29 protein-coding genes are annotated in these 26,586 nt (G+C 71.6%); 16 read left to right on the top strand and 13 right to left on the bottom strand.

The window, feature by feature from the left end; genetic code table 11:
• The first annotated feature begins 56 nt into the window (after positions 1-56).
• The 4 genes from msrA (at position 57) to ASD48_RS20650 (ending at position 3,081) form a co-directional block, all read left to right on the top strand.
• Positions 57-728: a peptide-methionine (S)-S-oxide reductase MsrA gene (gene msrA, locus ASD48_RS20665; RefSeq protein ID WP_057603106.1), complete on the top strand. Its 672-nt coding sequence runs from the start codon at positions 57-59 to the stop codon at positions 726-728.
• Entirely contained in the window at positions 721-1,059 is a 339-nt protein-coding gene (locus ASD48_RS20660; protein ID WP_057603105.1) for a hypothetical protein, read from the top strand. Before msrA ends, ASD48_RS20660 begins: the two co-directional genes overlap by 8 nt.
• 151 nt (positions 1,060-1,210) lie before the next feature.
• Positions 1,211-2,323, top strand: coding sequence for an AI-2E family transporter (locus tag ASD48_RS20655; RefSeq protein ID WP_057603104.1), 1,113 nt, complete (start codon positions 1,211-1,213; stop codon positions 2,321-2,323).
• A 134-nt stretch (positions 2,324-2,457) separates the two neighbouring features.
• Positions 2,458-3,081: a DUF4291 domain-containing protein gene (locus ASD48_RS20650; RefSeq protein WP_057603103.1), complete on the top strand. Its 624-nt coding sequence runs from the start codon at positions 2,458-2,460 to the stop codon at positions 3,079-3,081.
• A 111-nt stretch (positions 3,082-3,192) separates the two neighbouring features.
• Here the strand turns inward: ASD48_RS20650 and ASD48_RS20645 are convergent, their stop codons facing one another.
• On the bottom strand, positions 3,193-3,645 hold the full coding sequence (locus ASD48_RS20645) for a DUF5707 domain-containing protein (protein WP_057603102.1): 453 nt from the start codon (positions 3,643-3,645) through the stop codon (positions 3,193-3,195).
• A 93-nt stretch (positions 3,646-3,738) separates the two neighbouring features.
• Between ASD48_RS20645 and ASD48_RS44280 the strand changes: the two genes are divergently transcribed.
• The 4 genes from ASD48_RS44280 to ASD48_RS20630 all read left to right on the top strand — a co-directional run bounded on the left by ASD48_RS44280 (position 3,739) and on the right by ASD48_RS20630 (position 6,745).
• Complete coding sequence (locus ASD48_RS44280; protein ID WP_157880659.1) at positions 3,739-3,885, top strand: hypothetical protein; 147 nt, start codon at positions 3,739-3,741, stop codon at positions 3,883-3,885.
• A gap of 76 nt (positions 3,886-3,961) precedes the next feature.
• Positions 3,962-4,657: a DUF4389 domain-containing protein gene (locus ASD48_RS20640; RefSeq protein ID WP_057603101.1), complete on the top strand. Its 696-nt coding sequence runs from the start codon at positions 3,962-3,964 to the stop codon at positions 4,655-4,657.
• A gap of 72 nt (positions 4,658-4,729) precedes the next feature.
• The gene (locus tag ASD48_RS20635; protein ID WP_057603552.1) at positions 4,730-5,851 is read left to right on the top strand and encodes a serine hydrolase domain-containing protein; all 1,122 of its coding nucleotides are present in this window, start codon (positions 4,730-4,732) and stop codon (positions 5,849-5,851) included.
• 78 nt (positions 5,852-5,929) lie between these two features.
• Entirely contained in the window at positions 5,930-6,745 is an 816-nt protein-coding gene (locus ASD48_RS20630) for a hypothetical protein (protein WP_057603551.1), read from the top strand.
• A 596-nt stretch (positions 6,746-7,341) separates the two neighbouring features.
• On the opposite strand, the gene ASD48_RS20625 is transcribed toward ASD48_RS20630, so the two are convergent.
• Positions 7,342-8,382 (bottom strand): NAD(P)-dependent alcohol dehydrogenase, encoded by a 1,041-nt coding sequence (locus tag ASD48_RS20625; protein WP_057603100.1) that lies wholly within the window; start codon positions 8,380-8,382, stop codon positions 7,342-7,344.
• A 173-nt stretch (positions 8,383-8,555) separates the two neighbouring features.
• On the opposite strand from ASD48_RS20625, the gene ASD48_RS20620 reads away from it, so the two are divergent.
• On the top strand, positions 8,556-9,461 hold the full coding sequence (locus tag ASD48_RS20620; RefSeq protein WP_057603099.1) for a helix-turn-helix transcriptional regulator: 906 nt from the start codon (positions 8,556-8,558) through the stop codon (positions 9,459-9,461).
• A 34-nt stretch (positions 9,462-9,495) separates the two neighbouring features.
• Here the strand turns inward: ASD48_RS20620 and ASD48_RS20615 are convergent, their stop codons facing one another.
• The 5 genes from ASD48_RS20615 to ASD48_RS20595 form a co-directional block, all read right to left on the bottom strand.
• Positions 9,496-10,287 (bottom strand): antibiotic biosynthesis monooxygenase, encoded by a 792-nt coding sequence (locus ASD48_RS20615; RefSeq protein ID WP_057603098.1) that lies wholly within the window; start codon positions 10,285-10,287, stop codon positions 9,496-9,498.
• Between the two features lie 90 nt (positions 10,288-10,377).
• Positions 10,378-11,064 carry an ABC transporter ATP-binding protein gene (locus ASD48_RS20610; RefSeq protein ID WP_057603097.1) on the bottom strand — a complete coding sequence of 229 codons (687 nt, stop codon included), beginning with the start codon at positions 11,062-11,064 and terminating at the stop codon, positions 10,378-10,380.
• 48 nt (positions 11,065-11,112) lie between these two features.
• On the bottom strand, positions 11,113-12,594 hold the full coding sequence (locus tag ASD48_RS20605) for an ABC transporter permease (RefSeq protein WP_057603096.1): 1,482 nt from the start codon (positions 12,592-12,594) through the stop codon (positions 11,113-11,115).
• A gap of 154 nt (positions 12,595-12,748) precedes the next feature.
• On the bottom strand, positions 12,749-13,996 hold the full coding sequence (locus ASD48_RS20600) for an Ig-like domain-containing protein (RefSeq protein ID WP_242432666.1): 1,248 nt from the start codon (positions 13,994-13,996) through the stop codon (positions 12,749-12,751).
• Between the two features lie 215 nt (positions 13,997-14,211).
• The gene (locus ASD48_RS20595) at positions 14,212-14,568 is read right to left on the bottom strand and encodes a hypothetical protein (protein WP_057603094.1); all 357 of its coding nucleotides are present in this window, start codon (positions 14,566-14,568) and stop codon (positions 14,212-14,214) included.
• A gap of 109 nt (positions 14,569-14,677) precedes the next feature.
• On the opposite strand from ASD48_RS20595, the gene ASD48_RS20590 reads away from it, so the two are divergent.
• Together ASD48_RS20590 and ASD48_RS20585 are read left to right on the top strand one after the other, a co-directional pair.
• Positions 14,678-15,070 (top strand): LPXTG cell wall anchor domain-containing protein, encoded by a 393-nt coding sequence (locus ASD48_RS20590; RefSeq protein WP_057603093.1) that lies wholly within the window; start codon positions 14,678-14,680, stop codon positions 15,068-15,070.
• A gap of 42 nt (positions 15,071-15,112) precedes the next feature.
• The gene (locus ASD48_RS20585; RefSeq protein WP_057603092.1) at positions 15,113-15,898 is read left to right on the top strand and encodes a hypothetical protein; all 786 of its coding nucleotides are present in this window, start codon (positions 15,113-15,115) and stop codon (positions 15,896-15,898) included.
• 61 nt (positions 15,899-15,959) lie between these two features.
• On the opposite strand, the gene hutH is transcribed toward ASD48_RS20585, so the two are convergent.
• The 3 genes from hutH to ASD48_RS20570 all read right to left on the bottom strand — a co-directional run bounded on the left by hutH (position 15,960) and on the right by ASD48_RS20570 (position 19,624).
• On the bottom strand, positions 15,960-17,498 hold the full coding sequence (hutH, locus tag ASD48_RS20580; protein ID WP_057603091.1) for a histidine ammonia-lyase: 1,539 nt from the start codon (positions 17,496-17,498) through the stop codon (positions 15,960-15,962).
• A gap of 84 nt (positions 17,499-17,582) precedes the next feature.
• The gene (locus ASD48_RS20575) at positions 17,583-18,725 is read right to left on the bottom strand and encodes a GGDEF domain-containing protein (protein ID WP_057603090.1); all 1,143 of its coding nucleotides are present in this window, start codon (positions 18,723-18,725) and stop codon (positions 17,583-17,585) included.
• Between the two features lie 95 nt (positions 18,726-18,820).
• Positions 18,821-19,624, bottom strand: coding sequence for an enoyl-CoA hydratase-related protein (locus ASD48_RS20570; RefSeq protein ID WP_057603550.1), 804 nt, complete (start codon positions 19,622-19,624; stop codon positions 18,821-18,823).
• Positions 19,625-19,881: 257 nt separating this feature from the next.
• Here ASD48_RS20570 and ASD48_RS44795 point away from each other — a divergent pair, with 257 nt between their 5' ends.
• Positions 19,882-20,568 carry a hypothetical protein gene (locus tag ASD48_RS44795; RefSeq protein ID WP_057603089.1) on the top strand — a complete coding sequence of 229 codons (687 nt, stop codon included), beginning with the start codon at positions 19,882-19,884 and terminating at the stop codon, positions 20,566-20,568.
• Between the two features lie 160 nt (positions 20,569-20,728).
• Here ASD48_RS44795 and ASD48_RS20560 read toward each other — a convergent pair whose 3' ends face one another.
• Positions 20,729-21,877: an adenylate/guanylate cyclase domain-containing protein gene (locus tag ASD48_RS20560; protein WP_054242530.1), complete on the bottom strand. Its 1,149-nt coding sequence runs from the start codon at positions 21,875-21,877 to the stop codon at positions 20,729-20,731.
• 114 nt (positions 21,878-21,991) lie between these two features.
• The gene (locus ASD48_RS20555) at positions 21,992-22,858 is read right to left on the bottom strand and encodes a biotin--[acetyl-CoA-carboxylase] ligase (RefSeq protein ID WP_057603088.1); all 867 of its coding nucleotides are present in this window, start codon (positions 22,856-22,858) and stop codon (positions 21,992-21,994) included.
• 110 nt (positions 22,859-22,968) lie between these two features.
• On the opposite strand from ASD48_RS20555, the gene ASD48_RS20550 reads away from it, so the two are divergent.
• From ASD48_RS20550 to ASD48_RS20540, 4 genes are all read left to right on the top strand, one after another.
• Positions 22,969-24,582, top strand: coding sequence for an acyl-CoA carboxylase subunit beta (locus ASD48_RS20550; RefSeq protein WP_057603087.1), 1,614 nt, complete (start codon positions 22,969-22,971; stop codon positions 24,580-24,582).
• 9 nt (positions 24,583-24,591) lie between these two features.
• Positions 24,592-24,801 (top strand): acyl-CoA carboxylase epsilon subunit, encoded by a 210-nt coding sequence (locus tag ASD48_RS20545; protein ID WP_057603086.1) that lies wholly within the window; start codon positions 24,592-24,594, stop codon positions 24,799-24,801.
• Between the two features lie 189 nt (positions 24,802-24,990).
• Complete coding sequence (locus ASD48_RS46010) at positions 24,991-25,119, top strand: hypothetical protein (protein WP_020128130.1); 129 nt, start codon at positions 24,991-24,993, stop codon at positions 25,117-25,119.
• Positions 25,120-25,146: 27 nt separating this feature from the next.
• A complete protein-coding gene (locus tag ASD48_RS20540) occupies positions 25,147-25,752 on the top strand; it encodes a nucleoside triphosphate pyrophosphatase (RefSeq protein ID WP_057603085.1) in 606 nt (201 codons plus the stop codon).
• On the opposite strand, the gene ASD48_RS20535 is transcribed toward ASD48_RS20540, so the two are convergent.
• On the bottom strand, positions 25,721-26,215 hold the full coding sequence (locus ASD48_RS20535) for a hypothetical protein (protein WP_057603549.1): 495 nt from the start codon (positions 26,213-26,215) through the stop codon (positions 25,721-25,723). The two genes, ASD48_RS20540 and ASD48_RS20535, sit on opposite strands and share 32 nt — an antisense overlap.
• Positions 26,216-26,586 lie beyond the last annotated feature (371 nt).

Raw genomic sequence — 26,586 nt, 5'->3', positions numbered from 1 at the left:
CACGTTGACCGGCACGCACCCTAAGCGCCGGCCCGCCCGCCCCCCTTGGAGACCGCATGTTTCCGTCGCACAGCCACACACCCCAGCTCCCGACGCCCCAGCAGGCTCTGCAAGGCCGCGAGGCGCCGGTGTACTCCGTCCTCGACCGCCACACCGTCCTCGGCAACCCGCTCCTCGGCCCCTACCCCGAAGGTCTCGAGGTCGCCGACTTCGGCCTGGGCTGCTTCTGGGGCGCGGAGCGCACGTTCTGGCAGCTGCCGGCAGGCGTGTGGACCACCCTGGTCGGCTACCAGGGCGGCCACACCGAGCACCCCACCTACGAGGAGGTCTGCTCGGGCCTGACCGCCCACACGGAGGTCGTCCGCGTGGTCTTCGACCCGGCGGTGATCTCCTACGAGCGTCTCCTGCGGACGTTCTGGGAGTCCCACGATCCCACCCAGGGCTTCCGCCAGGGCAACGACGTCGGCACCCAGTACCGTTCCGCGATCCACACCCACTCCCCGGCCCAGGCGGCCACCGCCGAGTCCTCCCGCGCGTCGTACCAACGGGCCCTCACCGCCTCGGGCCACGGCCCGATCACCACGGAGATCCTCCCGGCCTCGAACCGCCCCTTCTACCCGGCCGAGACCTACCACCAGCAGTACCTCGCCAGGAACCCGGGCGGGTACTGCGGGATCGGCGGGACCGGCGTGTCCTGCCCGATCGGTGTGGCGAGGGCCGATGGGTGAGCGCCCGATCCCCGACGCGTCCGCCGACGGGCACTGGATCCTCGAAGACAATCTGCGGCCGTTCTGCGAGTCGGTCGCGCGGTTCTCGGGCTACCGCTTCGACGACTCCGACTGGCAGGCCATCGAGACCGCCCTCCCGGCGACGGACGTCGACAGGCCCGACGGCTGGTACGACTACCCGCTGTCGGGGCGGGTACCGCTGATCTTGCTGGTCGCGGCCGACCCGGAAGCGTCGGTCGTCTTCGTCCGGCTCACCGGGGCACCCGATGCCCGGACGAGAGCACAGATCGAGGCGGCGCTGTACATCTTCAGCACGTACCAGGCCGGCTGACACGGCACGCGGTTCGAGACCGGCCCACCAGGGAGGGGTGGGGACGGGCCGCAGCGCTTGTCCCACCTCGGCGGCACGACCCCGTGTCGCCCGGCGAGACCCTCGGTGATCAGCGATTCCGGTATGACTTGCCTACCCATAGGGTGCATCCGTGACTGCCACGTTGAGTTCCACAAGAGCCCGCGCCGCGCTCCGCACGACGGCGCGGGCCTCCGCCGAGCTGCTGCTCATATTTTTGATGCTCGCGGTGACTCTGTGGATCCTGGGCCGGATGTGGTCGGTCGTCTGGCCGCTCGTGGTCGGCCTGCTTCTCACCACACTGACCTGGCCACCGACCCGTTTCCTGCGTCGTCGCGGGTGGAAGCCCGCCCTCGCCGCATCCGTCGTGACGGTGCTGTTCCTCCTGGTCGCCATCGGCGTCGTGGCGTTGATCGCGGTACCGGTGGCCTCCCAGTCCGGCGAGCTGACCGACGGCGTGGTCGAAGGAATCCAGAAGTTGCGCGAGTGGGCCGCCGGCCCGCCGTTGAACATCGGTGACGCCCAGATCAACAAGGCCTTCGACACCGCGGTCTCCCGTGCGCAGGACGGTCTCGGCAGCATGGTCGGCGCTGTCGTCACGGGAGTCAGCACCGTGGTGAACGGCCTGGTCACTGCCGTCCTGGCCCTCTTCCTGATGTTCTTCTTCCTCAAGGACGGCACGCGGTTCCTGCCGTGGCTCGCCCGTCAGCTGCCCGGCCGGCTCGCCACCGACGTCCCGGCCGTGGCCGCGCGAGGCTGGGACACCCTGGGAGCGTTCGTGCGTTCCCAGGCGGCCGTCGGCCTGCTCGACGCCGTCCTGATCGGCCTGGGCCTGTGGATCGTGGGGGTCCCGCTGGTGCTCCCGCTGGCGGTGCTGACCTTCGTCTCCGCGTTCGTGCCGATCATCGGCGCCCTGTTCGCCGGTCTCGTCGCGGTTCTCATCGCGCTGGTCTCCAACGGCCTGACGGACGCGCTGATCGTGCTGGCCGTCATCGTCGTGGTGCAGCAGCTCGAGGGCAACGTGTTCCAGCCCATGATCCAAAGCCGCGGGCTCGGCCTCCATGCGGCAGTGGTGCTGCTGGCGGTGACGTTGGGCGGCAGCCTGGCCGGGATCGTGGGCAGTCTGCTCGCGGTACCGATCGCCGCGCTGATCGCGGTGGTCTGGAACTACGGCCGCGAGCAGCTCCGAGAACCGTCCCTTCCGGGCGCCGACCCGTCGGACGCCGACGCCACCGTCCCGTCCTAGGGCTGCGAGCCCACGCCTCAGGGCTCCCTGCCCGACCGGGCCGCGCCCGCCACGGCCGGCGCTGCCCGTCGCGCAGCGAACCGCGGATCGAAAATCGGTGGCCGCCCGCTCCGGCCCACCCCACGCTGTACGCCATGGAACAACCACGACACGGGATCCGTGCAGCTCACACGGAGTCCACGATCACCGTCTACCAGGCGTACCCCCCGGAAATCGGCCTGCCCGCCGCCCGCGACGGCCGCTTCCCGGCCGCGTGGAAGCGGGACAGGATGACATGGATCAAGCCCAGCTTCCTGTGGATGATGTATCGCTGCGGGTGGGGGCTGAAGGAAGCTCAGGAGACCGTTCTCGCCGTGGAGATCGGCCGGGAGGGCTTCGAGTGGGCTTTGCGGCACGCCTGTCTGTCGCACCATGTCCCGGAGCTGCATGGCGACCGGACCGAGTGGCAGCGGCAGTTGAAGCAGGCTCCGGCGCGGGTGCAGTGGGATCCCGAGCGGGACCTGCGGTTGCGGCCCCTGCCGTACCGGTCATTGCAGTTGGGGCTCACGGGGGAGGCGACCGTACGGTATGCCGACGAGTGGATCGTCGGCATCGAGGACGTGACAGCGCTGGCCCGTGAAGTGCACGGTCATGTGCGCGCGGGTGAACCGGAGCGGGCGGCGGCGCTGTTGCCCGGCGAGCGGCCGTATCCGGTGGCGGAGGACGTGCTGAACCATCTGCGGCCGCACTCGTCGGCGGCGCGTCCGCCTGGGAACTGACGGGCAGGCAGCCCTACCCAGGCCCTGCCGGGGAGGCGCGGCCGAGCGTCCGTCGCCGTCCGCTCCCACTCGCGCTCCCCCGCGCGCTCTCGGTCATCCGCCTGTCGGTGCCTACCTGACGGTGAAGTCGGAGGCCTCGGTGTTCAGCGTCGTGGTGCCGTCCTTCGCGGTGGCCAGGACCGCGATGTGCCAGAGACCGCGCGGGGAGGACTCGGCGTCGGAACCGGTGACCACCGTGGTGTAGGTGCAGCGCACGGTGTCCTTACCCGAGGGCTCGCAGACGGCCGGCTCCGCCGCGGCCATGTCCTTGGTGGTCAGCTGCTTCTCGGCGAAGGGCGAGTCCTCCGGCCATGCCAGCACCTTCACGCTCTTGACGCCGGAGGACGCCGTGACATCGGTGACGAAGGTCAGGGAGCCGTCACGGTCGCCGTCGGGAGCCGTGTAGCGGGCGGTACTGTGCGTCGGCACCGGAGGCTGCTCCCCGGCGTGGGCGAGAGCGAAGGCGCCGGCACCACCGAGGACGACGACACCGGCGGCAACGGACAGAGCGATACGACGGGACATGGGATTCTCCGTGACTGGGTCGGCTGCGTCGGACCGGCGCGCCAGACCTCCGCGCCGCTGCACCGATACTCGCCGCCCGGGGACCCGCCGGACATGAGCGCACCTACTCAACTCGGCCTGAGTAAGCCCACCGTGCGGGGAGCCGGCAGGCTGCACGGCCGCTGCGCCGACCCGCACTCCACGAGCCGCGCCTGCCGGGCGTACTCCCTGGTGGTCGGGCAGGCCCGCGGGTCCGGGTGAGCGGAACAGTCCCGGTCGCGGCCCCTCCTGCGGTGTGCGAGCCTGGGATCATGATCCGGGAACGGAGCTGGTCCCCATGATTCCGGTCGCCGTGTCTCCTGTGCGCATCGAGGCGTTTCTCGATCCTCGGTTGTCCAGATGGATGTGGCTGGTGAAGTGGTTCCTCGCCATCCCGCACTACATCGTGCTGTTCTTCCTGTGGATCGCGTTCTCCTTCGTGACCTTCGTCGCGTTCTTCGCGATCCTGTTCACGGCCCGGTATCCGCGGGCGCTCTTCGACTTCAACGTCGGTGTGATGCGCTGGAACTGGCGGGTCGCCTACTACGCCCACGCCGCGCTCGGTACCGACCGGTACCCGCCGTTCACCCTCGCCGAGGTGCCCGACTACCCGGCGCATTTCGACGTCGTCTATCCGGAGCGTCTGTCGCGTGGTCTGGTGCTGGTGAAGTGGTGGCTGCTGGCCATCCCGCAGTACATCGTCGTGGGGATGTTCGTCGGCGACTGGGGCTGGGGCTGGGGAGGCACGGACGGCTGGCACGGCGGCGGGCTCGTCTTCTTCCTCTCCTTCGTCGCCGTGATCATCCTGGCCTTCACCGGCCGTTACCCGGTGCACCTCTTCGACTTCCTGCTCGGCCTGGCCCGCTGGGTCGCGCGGGTGGGCGCCTACGCGGCGCTCATGACCGACGCGTATCCGCCGTTCCGGCTGGACATGGGCGCGCAGGACTCCCCGCCGGCGGAGCCCCAGGCCCCGGTGGGCGGGCCCGGACGGTAGGCGCCCGTCCGCGTCGGGCCGGCGTCGGAATTCGGTTGCCTCCGGTCGTGCCGTGGGGGCTCAATGGCGGGCATGGCTGACATCCAGGGCTCGTACGACGACCTGTTCACCGCCGTGCCCACCGCGCTGGCCGCGCTGCTGGACGGCGGGGACGTGGGCGGCTCGGTGGCCGTCTTCGTGGACGGCGAGCCGGTGGTGGACGTCTGGGGCGGGTTCGCCGACGCGGCGCGTGGTGTCCCCTGGCAGCGGGACACGATCGTGAACGTCTGGTCCGTCACGAAGACGATGACGGCGTTGTGCGCGCTGGTTCTGGCCGACCGGGGCGAGCTCGATCCGGACGCGCCGGTGGCCCGGTACTGGCCGGAGTTCGCGGCGGCGGGCAAGGAGGCGGTGCTGGTACGGCACCTGCTCTCGCACACCGCGGGACTGCCCGACTGGGACGGCCCGGTGGCGGACGTCTACGACTGGCGGGCCGCGACGGCACGACTGGCCGCGCAGGCTCCGCAGTGGGAGCCGGGCAGCGCGGCCGGCTACCACTCGCTCACCCAGGGGTTCCTCGTGGGCGAGGTCGTGCGCCGGATCACCGGCCGGAGCCCGGGTCAGTTCTTCGCCGACGAGATCGCCGGACCGCTGGGCGCGGACTTCCGGATGGGGCTGTCCGCCGAGCACGATCACCGGGTGGCACTCACGGTCCCGCCGCCGTCGCGGGACGAGGACTACGCGGCGGGGGCGGCCCGCAGCGACGTGGCCAGGACCGGGACGACCACGCCGACCGCGATCCGGCTCCGCGACGGCAACAGCGTGGCCTGGCGCCGGGCGCAGATCCCGGCGGCGAGCGGCTTCGGCAACGCCCGCTCGGTCGCCCTCGTCCAGTCGGCGATGGCCTGCGGAGGCTCCGTGCGTGGGGTGCGGCTGCTGTCCCGGGCGGGCTGTGAGCGGGCCTGGGAGGAGCAGTTCAGCGGCGAGGACCGCGTCCTGGGCATGCCGATCAGCTGGGGTCTCGGCTACGGGCGGTTCGGCGGCACCTACGGGTGGGGCGGCTGGGGCGGCTCGACGGTCATGATCGACCCCGAGGCCCGCGCCGTGGTGGCCTACGTGACCAACCAGATGCGGGAACCGGCGGAGGACACCCGGGGGCTGGACCTCCTGATGGCGGCCTATGACGGTCTCCAGGGGCTGCGGGCCGGTGGCTGAGGCGCGAACCGGCCGAACCGGGCCGCCCTTCGTGAGTTACTTGCCCGAGTCGTCCATGAGCCCAGGGGGGAAGTGCGCGTGAGCAGCGGTACGAAGAGCAGTGGTGGCCGGGTGTTCCTGATCGGCGGCGGGTGGGAGGAGACGGTCGCCGACGTCGTGCACGGGCCGTTCCTGCGCGCGGCCCGCGCCGCGTCGGAGTCTTCGCGGGCCTCGGAGCCGTCGGGCTCCGGCTCCGGGCCGGCGCCCCGCATCCTCTGTGTGATCGTCGACGAGGGCGACGGAGCCGAGCAGTTCGCCCGGTACGACACCGCGTTGCGGAAGGCCGGGGAGTGCACGCCCGTGCCTGCGCTGGTGCCGATCGGGGAGCGGTTCGACATCGGGGCGGTGGCCGAGGATGTGGCCGGGGTGTTCGTCTGCGGCGGGCTGACGCCCGCGTATCAGGAGGCGTTCGCCGAGTCCTCCGGTCCGCTGTCCGCCCTGCTTCGCGAGCGCGGACTGCCCTACGCCGGGTTCTCCGCGGGCGCCGCGATGGCGGCGCGGGAGGCGGTGGTCGGGGGGTGGCTGGTGGACGGGGTCGCCGTGTGTCCGCCGGACACCGCGGAGGATCTCGAGGAGCTCGAGGTCCGGCCCGGGCTGGGGCTCGTGCCGTTCGGGGTGGACAACCATGCCGCGCAGTGGGGGACCCTGGGGCGGCTGGCGGCCGTAGTGGCGGGCGGCCGGCTGGCGCACGGGGTGGCCGTCGACGAGAACACGCTGGTGGTGGTCGGGAGCGAGGACGGCGACGGCCGCGCGCGGGTGGCCGGGCGCGGCCGGGCCCATTCCGTGCGGCCCGCTCCGGGCGGCGGGGTCATCGTCCGGTCCTACGGCGACGGCGAGTCGTTCCCCGTGTCCTGAACCCGGGATTCCGCGTCCCGGCGGACCCGCTGAGGCCGGTTCCGGCAGGTCGGCGCGTCGAGCGGGGCACGCGAGGCCGACACCGTCGTACGGTGCCGCCGTTCCCGGCGGTGGGCGCGGGCACGGGTGCCGGCGGGTCCGCGGGGGCTGGACGCGGCGGCTCCCGGCGACGAGACGGCCCGGGCGAGGCGTCCGACGGCGGCGCCTGCCCGGCCGTCCGGTCGGGGACCGTGGGGCAGGCGGACACTGTGGGGCAGGCGGAGACCGCGGGGCAGGCGAGGCCTGCGCGATCCCGGCGAACGCCGCCGTCACGGAGGCGACGCCGGCAGGTGACACGGTCGGCCCTCCGGCGCCCGTCAGGTGACACGGTCGGCCCTCCGGCGCCCGTCAGCTGACGACGTCGGCCCTCCGGCGCCCGTCGGGCGACGAGGTCGGCCCCCCCCGGCGGCCGTCAGGTGACGCGGAAGGCCCCCGGCGCGATGCGCAGGGGGCCCACTCCGCTCACGGTCGGGAATCCGCGAGCCCCGTCGCGAGGTCGGCAAGGACCTTCACGAGGTCCGCGAGGTCCGCGAGGTCCGCGAGGTCCGCGAGGTCCGTCAGATCGTCGACGTGTCGATCACGAAGCGGTAGCGGACGTCGCTGGCGAGCACCCGCTCGTACGCCTCGTTGATCTGGTCGGCGCTGATCAGCTCGATCTCGGCGCCGAAGCCGTGCTCGGCGCAGAAGTCCAGCATCTCCTGGGTCTCCTGGATGCCGCCGATGCCGGAGCCGGCGAGCGTCTTGCGGCCGCCGATCACCGAGAACAGGTTCAGGGCGACGGGCTCCTCGGGCGCGCCGACGTTCACGAAGGCGCCGTCGGTCCTCAGCAGGGCCAGGTAGGCGTCCAGGTTCAGCGGGGCCGAGACCGTCGAGAGGATGAGGTCGAAGGTGCCCTTCAGCTCCTTGAAGGTGTTCTCGTCGCTGGTGGCGTAGTAATGGTCGGCGCCCAGCTTCAGGCCGTCGTCCTTCTTGCGCAGCGACTGGGACAGGACGGTCACCTCGGCGCCGAGGGCGTGCGCGATCTTGACGCCCATGTGGCCGAGGCCGCCCATGCCGAGGATCGCGACCTTCTTGCCGGGGCCGGCGTTCCAGTGCTTCAGCGGGGAGTACGTGGTGATGCCGGCGCAGAGCAGCGGCGCGGCGACGTCGAGCGAGAGGCCGTCGGGAATACGGACGACGTAGTTCTCGTCCACGACGATCTTCTGCGCGTAGCCGCCGTAGGTGGGCTCGCCGTCCTTGCCGACGGCGTTGTACGTACCGACGCTGCCGCCGGTGCAGTACTGCTCCAGGCCGGCCTTGCAGTTGTCGCACTCACGGCAGGAGTCGACGAGGCAGCCGACGCCCACGCGGTCGCCGACGGCGAACCGGGTGACACCGGGGCCGACCTCGGAGACTATGCCCGCGATCTCGTGACCGGGCACCATCGGGAAGATCGCCTCACCCCAGCCCTCCCGGGCCTGGTGGATGTCCGAGTGACAGATTCCGGCGAACTCGATGTCGATCAGGACGTCGAACTCGCGCACCGCGCGGCGTTCGATCGTCGTGCGCTCCAGCGGAGCCTTGGCGGAGGGTGCGGCGTACGCGGCAACGGTGGTCATGCCCGGGATCTCCTAGCGGGGGGTTCGTGTTCCGGCCTGCCTTCCGGCCGGGTACGACGTTCAGCCTGCCCCATCGCACAACATTCACCCAGGTCACGCCTCTGCGTACGTCTGCTGTGCCTACCACTGGCGGGGTCAGGCTGGTGTGCGTACGACCGGGAATACTGGACGGCATGGACGAACACCCCGAAGCTCCCGGCGCCCCCCTGGACCGGCGGGCCGAGCTCAGCGAGTTCCTGCGCACCCGGCGGGCCAGGCTGAAGCCGGAGGACGTGGGGCTGCCGGACTTCGGGCGGCACCGCAGGGTGCCGGGGCTGCGCCGCGAGGAGCTGGCGCAGCTGGCCGGGGTCTCGGTGGCGTACTACACGCGCCTGGAGCAGGGCAACGGGCGGAACGTGTCGGCGGAGGTGCTGGACTCCATCGCCAGGGCGCTGCGGCTCTCCGACGCCGAGCACGCGCATCTCACCCACCTGGCGAAGCCGAAGCACAAGAAGAAGCAGAGCGCGCCGGCCCAGCAGGTGCGGGGCCCGCTGCGGCAGCTGCTGGACACGATGGACTCGGTGCCGGCGTACCTCATCGGGCGGCGCACCGAGATCCTGGGCTGGAACCGGATGGCGGCGGCCGTCTTCGGCGACTGGGCGGAGCTGCCGGTGGCGGAGCGCAACTGGGCCCGGCTGGTGTTCCTGCGCCCCGACTACCGGGACCTCTTCGTGGACTGGGAGCAGAAGGCGATCGACATCGTCTGCGCCCTGCGCATGGACGCGGGCTGCTATCCCGACGACCCGCGGCTCTCCGCGCTGGTGGGCCAGCTGTCGGTGAAGAGCGAGGACTTCCGGCGGCTGTGGGCGACCCACGACGTCAAGGAGAAGAGCCACGGCGTGAAGCTGCTGAGGCATCCGCTGGTCGGTGAACTCTCCCTGAACTTCGAGGGGTTCAGGCTGATGGGTGACGGCGAACAGACGATGGTGACGTATCACGCGGAGCCGGGGTCCGCCTCGGCGGAGGCGCTGCGGCTGCTGGCGAGCTGGGGCGCGGACGCGACGCGGGCGGGGGCCGGCTCCCAGACTCCGTCCGTCTGAGAGCCGCCCCCCGGCCGCTCCCCTTGGGGGGCCGTCAGCCCTGGTAGGGCGGGGCCGCGCCCCATCCCCACCGCGGCACCGGCTGTTCGGCCGGCGGCTTGGCGTCCGGGCCGGAGAAGTGGACGGCGAGCCGGGTGCCCCACTCCACGTAGGCGAGGAACGCCGAACGGAACTCGGCGTCGGTCGGCAGACCCGCCTCGTCGGCCGCGTCCTGGATGAGGTTGACCCAGCGGCGGCGCTGGGGCTCGGTGATGTCCCGCCCGAAGTGCTTGGCCACCATGTGGCTGTGGCCGCCCTGGGTCGCCGAGTAGTTCTGCGGCCCGCCGAAGACCTCCGCGAGCCAGAGGGCGACGTGCTCGGCGTGCTCGGGGGCGAGGCCCGCGAAGACCGGCGCGAGCAGATCGTCCTGGAGCACCTTGGCGTAGAAGGCCTCGGTGAGCCGGGCGAAGGCCTCCGCGCCGCCGGCCCAGTCGTACAGCGTGGGCACGGCGGAGCCCGTCCCGCGCACCGAGGTGGCCTTGTAGTGCCGCATCTCGTCGATGTGCCCGATGTACGGGCGGATCTCCGCGAGGAAGACGGGGAACAGGTCCGAGGTGCGGAAGCCCTCGAGGTGGTCTTCGGTCGACGTCCAGGTGATCCGCAGGATGTAGTGGCCGAAGTCCTCTTCGCAGCGGGCGAGCTCGTAGTCGACGCAGTGCGGGGAGGCCGCGAGTTCACGCGAGGCTCGGGTGTACGCGGCCAGGAACTCCGCGGAGCGGTCCTCGGGGATCCGGTACCGGATGTACTCGACCGTGGTGCGGGGCGTGCTTGTCTCGGGTGCCGTCATGGGGCCACGCAAGCACGAACGGCCCGCCGGAGGCTTGTCTTCCGGCGGGCGTTCGCTCAGCGCTCAGCGAACCGGTGTCCTACGCCCCGGTCAGGCCGACGCCGCGTTCTCCTTCACCGTGATCCTGCCCTTGCGGATCGTCGCGACGCGCGGGGCCTTCTTCGCGATCGAGGAGTCGTGGGTGACCATGATGAAGGTCAGTCCGTGCTCCTTCCACATGGTGTGCAGCACGTCCATGATCTCGTCGCGCATGCTCTCGTCGAGGTTGCCGGTGGGCTCGTCGGCGAGCAGCACCTTCGGCTGCTTGACCAGCGCGCGGGCGATCGCGACGCGCTGCTGCTGGCCGCCGGACATCTCGGACGGCAGGTGCCCGAGGCGCTCTCCCAGGCCGACGGACCTCAGCGCCTCGGCGGCCCGTTCGCGCCGCTCCTTGACCTTCACGCCGAGCGGGACGAGCGCGGTCTCGACGTTCTCCTGCGCGTTGAGCGTGGGGATGAGGTTGAAGGACTGGAAGACGAAGCCGATGTTCTCGCTGCGCACCTTCGTCAGTCTGGCCTCGGAGAGCTTGGCCAGGTCGACCCCGTCGAGGACGATCTCGCCCTCGGACGGCCGGTCGAGCGCGCCGATCATCTGGAGCAGCGTGGACTTGCCGCCGCCGGTGGGGCCCTGGATGACGAGCCGGTCGCCGTCCGGGATGGTCAGGTCGACCCCGGCGAGGGCGTGGACCGTCTCCTTGCCCCGGCTGTAGCGCTTGGTGACGCCTCTGAGTTCGTACATGGGGACAACAACTCCTGGGATTGCGTTCGGTGGTTGGGGGCGGTTCGGCTACTCGACGCGGCGCAGCGCGTCGGCCGGGCGCAGCCGGGAGGCGCGCCAGCCGCCGAACGCCCCGGCGATCAGACCGCCGGCCACGGCGAGACCCACCGCGACGGCCACCGTCGTGACGCTCACCGGCGCCGTCAGCGCCACGTCGAGCGTCTTGGCCGCCGTCTGACGGCCGGGACCGCCGAAGCCGCCGCCACCGCCGCCGGGACCGCCCTGGCCCCCGCCGCCACCGCCGCCGCCCAACTGGGCCTGGAGGGTGGGGCTGATGGCGGTCACGACGTACGCGCCGGCCAGGCCCAGGGCGATGCCCAGGGCGCCGCCCAGCAGACCGTTGACCATGGCCTCGCCGACGACCTGCCGGGTGACCCGGCCGGACTTCCAGCCCAGCGCCTTCAGCGTGCCGAACTCACGGACGCGGCGGGAGACCGCCGAGGAGGTGAGCAGACCGGCGACCAGGAAGGCGGCGATCAGAACCGCGATGGACAGCCACTTGCCCACGTTGGTGGCGAGCGAGGAGGCCGTGGAGAGGGAGCCGGAGACGGTGTCCGCGAGGTCGGCGGAGGTCGTCACCGTGGTGCCCGAGACGTTCTTCTGGATCGTCGACTTGACGCTGTCGATCTTCTGGGAGTCGGTCGCCTTGACGTAGATCGTGGTGACCTTGTCCTTCGAGTCGCTGAGGGTCTGGGCCTGGGTCAGCGGAAGGTAGACGTTGGCGGCGGCGTCACCGCTGTCGGCCGTGGCGATGCCGATCACCGAGAACTTGACCTTGCTGATGGTCAGTGTGGAACCGACCTTGAGCGACTTCTCCTTGGCGTAGGCCGAGTCGAGGACGGCGACCTTGCCGTTGTTCTCCGTGGTCTTGAAGGTGCGGCCGCTGGTGATGGTCGAGGAGGTCAGCGGGCCGAGCGCGGGCTCGGTGACGTCGGTGCCGTAGACGGAGTAGCTGTTGACGTCGAAGTTGGCGCCGCCGCCCTGCACTTCACCCTGCGGCTGGCCGTTGCCGCCGCCGTTGCCGCCGGGGCCGCCGCCCTGCTGGCCGCCGCCCGCGCTGTCGTTCTGCTGGAACTGGCCGCGGGTGAACTGGCCGTCGACCTTGAGGACCTGGAGGCTCAGTCCGCCGACCGCGTCGGAGACGCCGCCCTGCTTGCCGACCTTGGTGACGGTCGCGGCCGACAGGGTCTGGAAGCCCTGCACCATGACGCGGTCGGTGCTCTGCTCCGCGTCGGAGTCGTTGTCCTGCGCGTCGAACTGGAAGCGCGGCCGGTCCGAGGCGCTCGCGGTGGGCGAGGCGGCCTTGGTGACCGTCATGTCCGTACCCAGTCCGTACAGGGACTGGAGGACCTTGTCCTGGGCCTTCCCCATGCCGGAGGACACGGAGGTGACCACGATGACCAGCGCGATACCCAGCGCGAGCCCGGAGGCGACGACGAGGGCCGCTTTTCTACGGCGGCGCAGTTCGCGCCTCAGGTAGGTGAAGAACATGGCCGCACGGTAGGTACCGCGCGTGATGAAGGGATAAGGCCGAAATAAGAGAACGATGAGAAGGCTGTGATCAACCCCGGAAACACCGGTGCCGCCCCTGGGGGCGGCACCGGAAAGCTGTGCGGGGACTGTCGAACGACCGTCAGGAAACGCCTCAGACGGCCGAACCCGCCTTCCACTGCGCCCAGTCCATGTTCCAGCCGTTGAGGCCGTTGTCCGGGGACACGGTCTTGTCGCCGGTGTTCTTGACCACCACGACGTCGCCGACGATGGAGTTGGTGTAGAACCAGTACCCGGCCGTGCCCGAGTCGTTGGCGCCCTTGGTGTCGGACAGACCCACGCAGCCGTGGCTGGTGTTCACCGAACCGAAGATGGACTTCGCGCCCCAGTAGTTGCCGTGCACGAAGGTGCCGGAGTTGGTGAGGCGGATGGCGTGCGGCACGTCCTTGATGTCGTACTCGCCCTTGCCGTCGTCATCGGTGAAGCCCACGGTCGCGCCGTTCATGCGCGTCTCCTTGAACTTCTCCGACATCACCATCTGGCCCTCGTACGTCTTGTTGTCGGGCGAGCCTGCGGAGATCGGGATCGTCTTGATGACCGCGCCGTTGTGCGTGATCTTCATCTGCTTGGTCTTCGCGTCGACGTAGGAGACCTGGTTGCGGCCGATCTTGAAGGTGACCGTCTTCTGCTGGACACCGATGACACCGTCGGCTCCCTCCACCCCGTCGAGCGCGAGCTTCAGCGTGACGGTGGAGTTCTCCTTCCAGTAGTCCTCGGGGCGGCAGTCCATGCGCTGGGTGGAGAACCAGTGGCAGACGACCTCCTGACCGCTGGTGGAGGTGACCGTGACGCCCTTCTGCACGGCCGCCTTGTTGGTGATCTCCTTGTTGAAGTTGATCGACACGGGCATGCCCACGCCGACGGTCGAACCGTCCTCCGGCGTGAAGTTGCCTATGAAGCTGTTGTCCGGGGAGACCGTCGTGAAGGAGGCGTTCTCGTGCGCCACGAGGCCGCCCGAGTCCTTCGCCTCGGCCGCCACCTTGTAGGTGGTGGAGCGCTCGAGCTGGGTGGTCGGCTTCCAGCTGGTCTTGTCGGCGGAGAGCTCGCCCTCGACGGCCGTGCCGTCGGAGGTGGTCATCGTCACCGTGGTGAGCGTGCCCTTGCTCACCGTGACGGCCGCGGAGTTGTTGATGGAGGCGTTGTCCGAGCCGTCCGCGGGCGTGATCTTGATCTGGGCCTCGGAGGATTTCTTGGCCGCCGCCTCGTCGGCCTTGGCCTGCGAGGAACTGCCTCCGCTGTCGGAGGCGTCATTGTCGCCGCCGGAACACGCAGAGAGCACCAGAACACCGCCGAGCAGTGCGGACGCGGTCATCAGACCCCGGCGCCGCCTACTGTCCGTCATCACACGCTTCTCCATCGTTGCCGATTGCCAGAACCCAGAGAGTCCCCGTCAAGAACATCAACGCTACGACCGGTTCCCCCCGTTCCACATTCCCGAAGGTGTGGGGCACGCCACGTTCATGGCGCGGATGATGCGGGTGTCGGTTCGTGCGCCTGGTGAGACGACGAAACCCCGGTCGGCGGTTGCCGTCCGGGGTGACGAGTTTCCCGGAACGCTCAGCCGATGCGCCCCTGTTCGCCGTCCGTCTCGCCATCCTCGACGACATCATCCTCGTCGAGGTCCCAGTCCGGCGAATCCGGGTCGTAGTCGATCCGTTCGCTGGACCAGGACGCCTGCTGGAGCTCCACCCCGGGGACCTCGCCGACCACGTCGAACGGGTCGACGAGATAGGCGAGGGCCTCCGCGGTGTCCTCCGTCACAGCCCCCTCGGCGTGCGCGCGCTCGGCGTCCGGGAGCTCCGCGTCGTCGGCGATCCGCCGCAGCGCCGCCGTCGTCACGGCGTCCTCGTCGTGCACCTCGAGGAGAATATCCACTCTGATCCGTACAAAACGTGACGTCTCTTCAGTACTCATGGCCGGAGCGTACGGCTCACAGCTCCCGCAACTTTCCCGCGACCCGCGAATTTCATTAGCATCGGACCACACGGCCAATTCGCCAGCGCCACAAGGGGATCGATATTCCGTGTCATCCGCTCGACGTCCGTTGCTGACCGCCACCGCCGCGGGGACCCTGCTGGGTGCCCTGTGGTTCGTCCCGTCCGCGAACGCGTCCCAGGACACCCCGGCCAGAACGGGCACGACGACGCAGATCACGACCCAGGCACGGGCCGCGTCGACGACCACGACCGACACCACCGCCGGCACCACCGCCGACGGCGCGACCGGGACGACCGCCAGGACGGCAGCCGATACCGCGGCCGACACGGCGACCGGCACCACGGTCGACGACGGCACCCGGCTCGCCGACACCGGCAGCTTCGACACGACTCCCTACGTCGTCGGCGGCACCACGCTTCTCGCGCTCGGCGCGGGCTTCGTGGTGTATTCCGTTCGCCGGGAACGTCTGGGTTTTTGAATCAACTTGACTGTCCTTTGACAGGCTCTTCATAGTTCGCTCATGAAGAGATCACCGGGGGCACGGCTGTGCGCCACCGCCGCGATAGGCGCACTGTCGCTCTCCCTCCTCACCGCGTGTTCGGACGACGGGTCGAAGGACTCCGCGGACTCCAAGGCCTCCGCCTCCTCGTCCGCGCCCTCCTCGTCGGGTCCGGCCGCCAAGGCGCTCACCACCGCCGAGCTCGAGAAGCTGCTGCTCGCGCAGGGCGAACTCAAGGGCTACAAGTCCGCGTCGGGCGACGACACCCTCCCGGCCTCCAAGAGCTCGGTGAAGACCGACAAGCCGGCCTGCGACCCGCTCGCCTGGGCCACGGCCGCCCTCGCCCCGGGTGACACGGACGCGAACGCCAGCAACACGGTCTCCGAGGACAAGACCTCGGGCGCCACCGCGCAGCCCGAGGACATCGCCGACGCCTTCGACGTCGACATGACCTTCGTGGGTCTCTCCTCGTACGATGGCGACGGCGCCGAGAAGGCCCTGAAGGCCGTCTCCGACGGCGTGACGGCCTGCGCCGGCGGGTACGGCCTGACGGCCGAGGGCGAGAGCACCAAGGTCACCAAGGTCGTCGCCGAGAAGGGCGCCGCGAAGGGCGACGAGACGGTGTCCTTCGCCGCGGACGTCGACATGGACGGCGCGGGCACGGCCACCTTCCACACCCAGGTGGTGCGCAAGGGCAACACCGTGGCCTCGTTCTACACGGTGAACTTCGCCGCGATGTCGAAGGGCGGCGACATGGGCGCCGTCCCGGCGGCCGTGGTCGACGCGCAGGTCGCCAAGCTGAAGTAGCCCGCCGACCCGCACATCGTGAAAGGGCCCCGCCGCATCCGTGCGGTGGGGCCCTTCCGCGCTAGCGGAGCGGTCCGGTGACCGTCTCCACCGCGGCGACGACCCCTCCGTCGCGCACGAAGGCGTCCGCCGCCGCGAGGTCGGGCGCGAGGAACCGGTCCGGGCCGGGGCCCCGCACGCCCGCCTTGCGTGCCGCCTCGATGACCGCACGCGTCGCCGGCGCCGGGGTGAGCCCCTCGCGCAGCTCCACTCCGCGCGTGGCGGCGTACAGCTCGACGGCGATCACGCGGGTGAGGTTGTCGACGGCGGTGCGCAGCTTGCGGGCCGCCGACCAGCCCATCGACACGTGGTCCTCCTGCATCGCGGAGGACGGGATGGAGTCGGCGGACGCCGGGACGGCCAGCCGCTTCAGCTCGCTGACCAGCGCGGCCTGCGTGTACTGGGCGATCATGAGCCCGGAGTCGACACCGGCGTCGTCCGCGAGGAACGGCGGGAGGCCGTGGCTGCGGTTCTTGTCCAGCAGCCGGTCGGTGCGCCGCTCGGCGATGGAGGCGAGGTCGGCGACGGCGATGGCGAGGAAGTCCAGGACGTAGGCGACAGGCGCGCCGTGGAAGTTGCCGTTGGACTCGACGCGCCCGTCGGGCAGGACGACCGGGTTGTCGACGGCCGAGGCCAGCTCCCGCTCGGCGACGAGCCGGGCGTGCGCCATGGTGTCGCGGCCAGCGCCGGCGACCTGCGGGGCGCAGCGCACCGAGTAGGCGTCCTGGACCCGGGGCGCGTCGTCCTGGTGGTGGCCGGTGAGTTCCGAACCCGCCAGCACGGCCAGCATGTTGGCGGCCGAGGCGCCCTGCCCCGGGTGCGGGCGGATGGCGTGCAGCTCGGGGGCGAGCACCTTGTCGGTGCCGAGCAGTGCCTCCAGGCTGAGCGCGGCGGTGACGTCGGCGGACTTGTAGAGCATGTCGAGGTCGGCGAGGGCCATGACCAGCATGCCGAGCATGCCGTCGGTGCCGTTGAGGAGGGCGAGCCCCTCCTTCTCGCGCAGCTCGACGGGGGCGATGCCGTGCTCGGCGAGCAGTTCGCCGGCGGGCCGTACGGCGCCGTCCGGGCCCTCCGCGTCGCCCTCCCCCATGAGGGTGAGGGCGCAGTGCGAGAGCGGGGCCAGGTCGCCGGAGCAGCCGAGGGAGCCGTACTCGTGCACGACCGGGGTGATGCCGGCGTTGAGGATGTCGGCCATGGTCTGCGCGACCTCGGGCCGCACGCCGGTGTGTCCGGAGCAGACGGTCTTCAGCCGCAGGAACATCAGCGCCCGGACGACCTCGCGCTCGACCCGCGGGCCCATGCCGGCGGCGTGCGAGCGGACGATGTTGCGCTGGAGCTGGGCGCGCAGCTCAGGGCTGATGTGCCGGGTGGCGAGGGCGCCGAACCCGGTGGAGACGCCGTAGACGGGCTCGGGCTTGGCCGCCAGTGCGTCCACGATCTCGCGGGCCGCGGCGAGGGCCGCCACCGCCTCGCCGGAGAGCTCGATCCGGGCGCCGCCGCGCGCCACGGCGAGTACGTCGGACGCGGTCACGCCGGACGTCCCCACCACCACAGTGTGCATATCCATATTCAGGAGCGTACGCAGTGAAGACCAGGATGTCACCAGTGGGTACCGGGTTCACCCCTTACCGAATAGGTCACATCCTCAACGCCGTCCCCTGAACCGCCGCCGCTCGCCGGCCCGCTCCTGGGAGGGCTCGTCGGCGAGACGCACGACGGGATCGTCGGGACCCTCCCGCCCGGCGACCACCGGCCGGGCGGCCCGCACGGCCTTGGCCCGGTACTGGGCGGCGTCGGCCAGCCGGAACAGCCGGCGGGCGGAGGAGACCGGCCCGATGGGGTCCTCGGTGGAGGCGACCCCGCAGGCCACCCCCTCGCCGAGCTCCAGCTCGCCGGCCCGCCGGCAGAGGTCGTCGGCGACCTTCACGACGTCGTCGGCGGGCGGCCCGACGGCGAGCAGACAGAACTCGTCGCCGCCGAGCCGGGCGGCCAGCGCGCCGGGCAGCATGGCCCCGCACAGCGACAGCACCGACCCGAACCGCTCCAGCAGCCGGTCCCCGACGGCGTGTCCGAGGGTGTCGTTGACCCGCTTCAGCCCGTTGAGGTCACACACCACGAGACTGACGACGACCCCCTCCGCGCGATGCCGTTCGACCGCCTCCTCCAGCCGCACGTCGACGGCACGGCGGTTGGCCAGACCGGTGAGGGCGTCGGTGAAGGCGAGCCGGCGGGCCTCCTCCAGCCGCTCGGTCTGGGCGAGCCCGGCGGCGACGACGGCGGCCAGGACGGTGGCGAAGTCGGCGTCGGCCCGGCCGAAGACGGGGGTGCCCACGGCACGGGCGACGTACAGCTCACCCCAGGCGCGGCCGTGCAGCACGATCGGCGCGACCACACAGGAACCACGGCCCCGGCGGCGCAGGGCGGCCACCCGCTGATGGCAGTAGCCGGGACGCCCGGCGGCCGGGCCCTGGGCCGTCTCCACCCAGGCATCGGGCTCCCCGCCGGCCACCCAGCGCTCGTGCAGGAACTCGGTGATCTCGGGGAACTGGTGCACCGGATAGGCCTCCGCCTCCGGGAACTCGTCCTCGTCGGCGGCCCGGTCCCCCACGTTCACCAGGACGCGCAGCCGCCCGAGGTCCCGCTCCCACACGGAGAGCGCGGCGAAGCCTCCGGACAGCGCCCGGCAGGCCCCGAGCGCGGCCGCGCGCCACGACTCGCGGGGGGTGTGCGCGGCCGCCATACCCTGCGCGAGCGCCACCACGGCCACCAGGCGTCTGTCGTCACCCATCTCCCCAGGCTAGGGACATTCAGCCCGAAAGGGGACACCGAAGGGCCACCGAGAGTGATGAGCGCACCTCCGGTCGCGTGTCGCCCGCCGCCCGCTCACTCGCCCGGCCACTGCGGCCTGCGCTTCTCGTTGAAGGCCGCCACCCCCTCCGCCCGATCCCCGGAGAAGGCCACCGACCGCCACGCCGCGTCCTCGACCTCCAGCCCGGCCCGCAGATCCAGCCCCTGCCCCAGGCGCAGCGCCCGCTTCGCCGCCCGCAGGCCCACCGGCGAGTTGGCGCCGATGCGCGCGGCCAGCGCCAGCGCCTCCTCCCGGTCCCGCCCCTCCTCCACCAGGACGTCCACCAGACCGAGGTCCCGCGCCTCGGCCGCCGCCACCCGGCGCGCCGTGAACACCAGCTCGGCCGCCCGGGCAGCCCCCACCCGGCGCGGCAGCAGCTGGGTCCCGCCGCCGCCGGGGATCACGCCCACCGACACCTCCGGCAGCCCGACCACGGCCGTGCCGTCGGCCACGATCACGTCGCACGCCAGGGCCAGTTCGAAGCCGCCGCCCAGCGCGAAGCCGTGCACCGCCGCGACCGTGGGCACCGGCAGTTCCAGCACCCCGGTGTACGCGGCGCGGGTGAGCGGCCGCTGCCGCAGCAGTTCGGCGTCGCTGAAGGAGTTGCGCTCCTTCAGGTCGGCGCCGACGCAGAACGCCCGCTCGTGCGTCGAGGTCAGCACCACCACCCGCACGTCCCGGTCCCCGCCCAGCGCGGCGCAGGCCGCGGCGATCGACCGGGCCATGTCGGTGGAGACGGCGTTCATGGCCTTCGGCCGGTCGAGGACCAGCTCGGCGACGTGCCCGCCGTCCCCGTGCCGCCGCACCAGGACGAACTCCCCGAACCGCTCCTCGCTCATGCCACCGTCCCCGACACCGTTCCCGACACCGCTCACGACACCCTCCGGTTAACGCGGGTTAACAACGCTCGTCCGATCATCGCAGCCGGGACCGGGAGACGAAAGGGCGGACCGGTCCCGTGAACCCCTGATGTCCGGGCCCCGGCTACCCGTTCGGGTGACATGCCGCCCAACTCCCCCCGCAACGCCCACGGGAGCGCATAACGTGCGTCCGCCCCGGCGCATCGGGGGCGCGACCGCACCGGGGAGAGAACGCCATGACGAGCACGCCGGTGAGCACGTGGACCGGGCCGTACGAGACGGCTGCGCAGGACGAGGCGGCGTCCGGGGAGAACGGCGGGCTGTGGGCCCCGCGCCCCCGGGGACGGCACCGCCGTCCCCGCCCCCGCAAGGTGCTGTTCGCCGCCGGCGGCCTCGCGCTGGCCGCCGGGGTGCTGAGCCTCGTCCGGCTGACCCCCGACCCGGGCGGCGCCGGTGGCCTCGGCACCGCGGAGGCCGAACCCCGGCCCGAACCCGTCGCGGGCGCCGACACCGCCGCCGACACGGACACCGACACCGACGCCGACCACCCGGCCGGCCCGTCCACCCCCGTCGTGCCCTCGCCGACGGCGCCCAGCGCGATGGGCGGCGCGAGCCCCGCCCCGTCGCCCGAGGCCGGCCTGCTCCCGGGTGTCCCCGGCGCGCCGACGTCCGTCGCCCTCACCCCGGGCAGCACCTACACCCCGGCCACGCCCGCGCCCCGCTCACCCGCGCCCGGGACGACCGCCGCCCCGCGGCCCGCCTCGCCCCCGGGAACACCGGCGCCCGCCCCGAGCACCGCCGCACCCGTACCCGAGCCCGCGCCCCGGCCGGAACAGCCCGACGCTCCACGTCAGCCGGGTGTCTGCGTGCCCGTCATCGGCCTCTGCGTGGACCCGCTGGGTGCCGCCGCACCGCGGCCCTAGGGCGGGTCTGACCATGCGCGTCGGATCGGCGCGCGGCGTCCGGTGCGGTGCATCGCAAGGCGGAGGACCGCCCGCGTACCGGATGTACTCGGGTGATGCGACAACGCGGCGGGGTGCCGTGCCAGGCGTCGCGCGCCCGGCGGGAATTGTCGGACGCGCCCTAGCCGTCGGCGTCGTTGCGTCGCGTCAGCAGCCAGGGCTCGACCACGCCGAGCCCGCGCACCGGCCGCTGCCACATCGGCTGGAGCGCGAAGCGGTACTTCGGCGGCTCCTCGCCCTCCTTCTCGGCGGCGGCCGCCTCCTCGGCGGCCTCCGCCTCCGAGGCCGGGGCGTCGCCGGTGCGGATCAGTTCCTCGGCGAAGGCGCTGTCGACGAGGACGGCGTCCCGGGGAGCTATCGACGTCAGCCGGGAGGCCAGGTTGACCGTCGTGCCGAAGACATCGCCCATCCGGGTGGTGACCGTGCCGAACGCCATGCCGACCCGCAGTTCGGGCATCGTCTCGTCGTTGCTCATCGTCTCGACGAGCAGCAGCGCGATGTCGGCCGCGATGCCCGCGTCGTCGGCCGCGTACAGCACCTCGTCGCCAAGCGTCTTGATCAGCCGTCCGCCGCGGGCGGCGACCAGGTCGGCGGCGGTCGTCTCGAAGGCCTCGACGAGTTCGCCGAGTTCCTCCTCCTCCATCCGCCGGGTCAGCCGCGTGAAGCCGACGAGGTCGGCGAAGGCGACGGCCAGCCGCCGGTCGACCATCTCCTCGTCGTCGGCGGCCTGGACGACCCGGCCCGCCGAGGCGGCGAGCTGCCGGCGCCAGACGTAGACGAGGAACTCCTCCAGCTCGGGCAGCAGCAGCTCGACGATGGGATACGTGACCTCGGTGCGGGTCATCCCCGGCTCGGGCGGCTCGGTCAGCCCCTCCAGGAAGGAGTCGATCTGCCATTCCGCCAGACGGGCGGTGGTCTGCCCGGTGGACCGCGCCACCTGGACGGCCATCGCCTCGCTCAGCAGTCCCGCCTCCACGAGACCGGCCAGGCGCCGCAGGGCGAGGACGTCGGCCTCGGTGAGCGCCTTGGCCTGCCCGATGTCGGCGAAGCCCATGGCCCGCCAGAAACGCGACGCCAGCTCCATGGAGACACCGGCGCTGCGGGCGGCCTGGAACGGGGTGTAGCGCCGCTCGGCGCCGAGGATGAGCTGTTCGAGGCGCAGGGCGAGAGGATGCGGGTCCTCTCCGGGGTCGCCCGGCTCACCCGGCTCGGCCGGCAGGTTTCCCCGGCCGTCCGCGCCCGCGCCGGAGCCCGTGTCGTCGACGGTCACGCCTGCTGCCCTTCCGATCTTCCGCGGTCAGGTATCGACCGGCCTCAACTCTACGGCAGGTGTGCGCCAGCTCACTCCGTCCGGTTCGGCGGGGTCACGTCACCCGGCGCTCGGTCACGCCGGCCTCAGATGCACGATGTCTCCCGCGCCCACCGGCTCCTGTACCCCTTCCTCCGTGGCGATCACAAGCCGTCCGTCCCCGTCGACCGCGACCGCCTCGCCGACGATCGACCGGTCACCCGGCAGTTCGGCCCGTACCGTTCGTCCCAGCGTCGCGCACCCGGCCGCGTACGTCTCCTGGAGACCGCTCGCCGCCGGGTCGCCGCCGGCCGCCCGCCAGCGCCCGTACCACTCCTCCAGCGAGCGCAGGACACCCCGCAGCAGTGGGTCCCGGTCCGTGTTCGACGCGCCGGCCAGGGCCAGCGACCCCGCCAGCGGTACCGGGAGCTCGTCCGCGCGCAGAGTGACGTTGAGGCCGACGCCGACGACCACCGCGTCCCGGCCGGCCCGCTCCGCGAGGATGCCGCCCGCCTTGCGTTCCTCGCCCCCGACGGTCACCAGCAGGTCGTTGGGCCACTTGAGTGCCGTGTCCACGCCCGCCGCCCGGGACAGTCCGGTCGCCACGGCGACCCCGGTGAGCAGGGGCAGCCAGCCCCAGCGGGCCACCGGCACCTCGCTCGGGGTGAGCAGCACGGAGAAGAACAGCCCGGAGCGCGGGGGCGCGGTCCACCGGCGGTCCAGCCGCCCGCGCCCCGAGGTCTGCTCCTCGGCGACGAGGACCGCGCCCTCACGCGCCGTGCCGGCGCTCGCCGCGTCGACCAGGTCGGAGTTGGTGGAACCGGTGCTCTGCACCACCTCCACCTGCGACCACAGCCCGCCCTCCCGTACCAGCGCCCGGCGCAGTGCCGGGGCGTTGAGGGGCGGCCGGTCCAGATCGGACCACCGGCTGCCGCCCTCGTCTGCTGCATCTCGCGGTGTCATGCAAGCCACCCTAGGTGTGTTGAATGCCGCACTGCCGATCCCCAGGGCCAGCACTACGCTACGGATGAGTAACCGTCCCCCCTTTTGAGCAGGCAGGGAGCCACATCCCGATGTCCGAGCCGGAAGAGCGCCACGAGATCCCAGGGATCGACATCCACACCACCGCGGGCAAGCTCGCGGATCTCCAGCGCCGCATCCAGGAAGCGACGCACGCCGGTTCGGAGCGTGCCGTGGAGAAGCAGCACGCGAAGGGCAAGCTGACGGCCCGTGAGCGGATCGAGCTGCTCCTCGACGAGGGTTCCTTCGTCGAGTTGGACGAGTTCGCCCGACACCGTTCGACCAACTTCGGCCTGGAGAACAACCGCCCGTACGGAGACGGCGTCGTCACCGGTTACGGCACGGTCGACGGCCGCCCGGTCGCCGTCTTCTCCCAGGACTTCACGGTCTTCGGCGGCGCCCTCGGCGAGGTCTACGGCCAGAAGATCGTCAAGGTCATGGACTTCGCGCTGAAGACCGGCTGCCCGGTCATCGGCATCAACGACTCCGGCGGCGCCCGCATCCAGGAGGGCGTCGCCTCCCTGGGCGCGTACGGCGAGATCTTCCGCCGCAACACGCACGCGTCCGGGGTGATCCCGCAGATCAGCCTGGTCGTCGGCCCGTGCGCGGGCGGAGCGGTGTACTCGCCCGCGATCACCGACTTCACGGTGATGGTGGACCAGACCTCGCACATGTTCATCACCGGTCCGGACGTCATCAAGACGGTCACCGGCGAGGACGTCGGCTTCGAGGAGCTGGGCGGCGCGCGCACCCACAACGCGGTCTCGGGCGTGGCGCACCACATGGCCGGCGACGAGAAGGACGCCATCGAGTACGTCAAGCAGCTGCTGTCGTACCTGCCGTCCAACAACCTCTCCGAGGCCCCGGTGTTCCCCGAGGAGGCGGACCTGTCCGTCACCGACGAGGACCTGGAGCTGGACTCCATCGTCCCGGACAGCGCCAACCAGCCGTACGACATGCACTCGGTGATCGAACACGTGCTGGACGACGCCGAGTTCTTCGAGACCCAGGCCCTGTTCGCGCCGAACATCCTCACCGGCTACGGCCGGGTCGAGGGCCACCCGGTCGGCATCGTCGCCAACCAGCCGATGCAGTTCGCGGGCTGTCTGGACATCACGGCCTCGGAGAAGGCGGCCCGCTTCGTCCGCACCTGCGACGCCTTCAACATCCCGGTCATCACGTTCGTGGACGTGCCCGGCTTCCTGCCCGGCGTCGACCAGGAGCACGACGGCATCATCCGCCGCGGCGCCAAGCTGATCTACGCCTACGCCGAGGCGACGGTCCCGCTCATCACGGTGATCACCCGCAAGGCCTTCGGCGGCGCCTACGACGTCATGGGCTCCAAGCACCTGGGCGCGGACCTGAACCTGGCCTGGCCGACCGCCCAGATCGCCGTGATGGGCGCCCAGGGCGCGGTCAACATCCTGCACCGGCGCACGATCGCGGAGGCGGCGGCGAGCGGTGAGGATCTGGAGGCGGTGCGGGCCCGGCTGATCCAGGAGTACGAGGACGCCCTGCTCAACCCGTACGTCGCGGCCGAGCGCGGCTACGTCGACTCGGTGATCATGCCGTCCGACACCCGCCGGCACATCGTGCGCGGCCTGCGTCAGCTGCGCACCAAGCGGGAATCCCTCCCGCCGAAGAAGCACGGCAACATCCCCCTCTAAGGAGCCGCTGTGACGATCAAGGTCGTACGGGGCAACCCGACCCCCGAGGAGCTCGCCGCCGCCCTGGCGGTGGTCCGGGCCCGCGCCGCGGCGGCAGCGGCCGTACCGTCCGGCGCGGAGCCCCCGAGGGACGCGTGGTCCGACCCCGCGCGCATCGCGGGACAGCGGGTCCCGCAGCCCGGCCAGGCGTCCTGGACCCGCACCTACTGGCCGAGCTGAGCGCGACCCACCCGCTCGTCGCCTTCAGGGGCGCGGGGCCGTGTCGCCATGCGGCCCCGCCGCGCGGGCGCGATCGGCCCACCGGCCCGCAGTCGAACGACCACCGGACATCCGGTGAACGACTGCGGGCCCACAAGTTGAGTACGGGTACTCAGGCGCCGCCCCCCGGCCCGGCGCCACGCTGGTGGCATGCTGTGGTCCGACCCCGAGAACGAGCCCCCCGAGGAACTCCGCGAGATGCAGGAGAGCCTGCGGAGACTCGGCCTCTTCCTCGCACTGGCCATGGTGATAGCGATGATCGTGCTGGGGCTCAGGTAAGGCGCGGCACGCCGCTAGGCTGATCGCATGCGCCGACTCGTCCTCGCCTCCCAGTCCCCCGCCCGGCTGAACCTGCTGCGCCAGGCCGGTCTCGCCCCCGAGGTCATCGTGAGCGGGGTCGACGAGGACGCCGTCACCGCCCCCACCCCGGCCGATCTGGCGCTCGCGCTCGCCGAGGCGAAGGCCTCCGTCGTGGCCGCGAAGCCCGAGGTCAAGGGCGCGCTGGTGATCGGCTGCGATTCGGTGCTGGACCTGGACGGCGAGGCGCTGGGCAAGCCCGCGGACGCCGCGGAGGCCACCGCGCGCTGGAAGGCGATGCGCGGCCGGGCCGGGACGCTGCAGACCGGCCACTGCGTCTACGACACGCTCAGCGGGCGCTACACCTCCGCGACCGCCTCCACCGTCGTCCGCTTCGGCGAGCCGACCGACGAGGAGATCGCGGCGTACGTCGCCTCGGGCGAACCGCTCTACGTCGCCGGGGCGTTCACCCTCGACGGCCGCTCGGCCCCGTTCATCGAGGGCATCGACGGCGACCACGGCAACGTCATCGGCATCAGCCTGCCCCTCGTGCGCCGGCTGCTGGGGCAACTGGGCGTCGGGATCACGGAGTTGTGGGCGCCGTCGGAGGCGTGACCGGCGCCGGCGCGACCGGTGGGGCGCCGCCGTCGCCCTTGCCGTCCTCGGGCTGCCGGGCCGCGGGCCGCTCCTGGGCGTCATAGGTCATCAGGAGCAGCACGATCAGGGCGAGGACGACCACCATGAACAGGAACTGCGTCCAGCCCAGCAGACCCCACGCGAAGGCCCCCAGCAGGGCGTGCACGACCGCGGCACTGATCAGGAGCACCCGGCCGACCCCGGCGGGCGCGCGGTCGCGCAGCGCCACCAGCAGGGCCACCACGGCGCACAGGCCGAAGTAGAGGCCGAAGAGGATTCCGCCGACCTTCGAGGACGTCGACATGACGTCCGGGTCCATCCCGGCCAGGGACATGTCCTGCCGGTCCACCACGACGCCCATGAACCAGTTCAACGCGGCGACGCCGAGCGCCTCCGCGAAGAGCACGACCGCCACGATCCACGCCACCGGTCTGCGCACCACCGGTCCCACCCACTTTCGACCCCGACCCGAGCAAGGGTGCTGTTACCTGAAGTACGTTCGGAACATCCCGAACGCTACTAACGGGTAAACGGTGGGACAAGGGTTCTGCGCGCGGCAAAGAATCGTTGGGCCATTCGTAGGGACTCCACAAAGAAACGGAGTGTGCCGCAGCACGTGCTTACAGAGACCTTGGCCACATCAGAGGGCTAGGGTTTGCCGGAGGAGTGCTGCGTACGGCGGTACTACAAGGGATTTCGCGGTCGAGTGAGCCTGGCATCACGCTCCGTGTGGGCAAGCTCACCTTTGGGGACGGGTCGAAGAGGCGTGTCGGCAGTCCCTAAACTCGGCTTGTTTCAAGGAGGGAGCCTCAA

The sequence above is a fragment of the Streptomyces sp. Root1310 genome (assembly GCF_001426425.1).
Taxonomy (GTDB): domain Bacteria; phylum Actinomycetota; class Actinomycetes; order Streptomycetales; family Streptomycetaceae; genus Streptomyces.
This window is presented reverse-complemented; position numbering and strand designations above follow the sequence as displayed.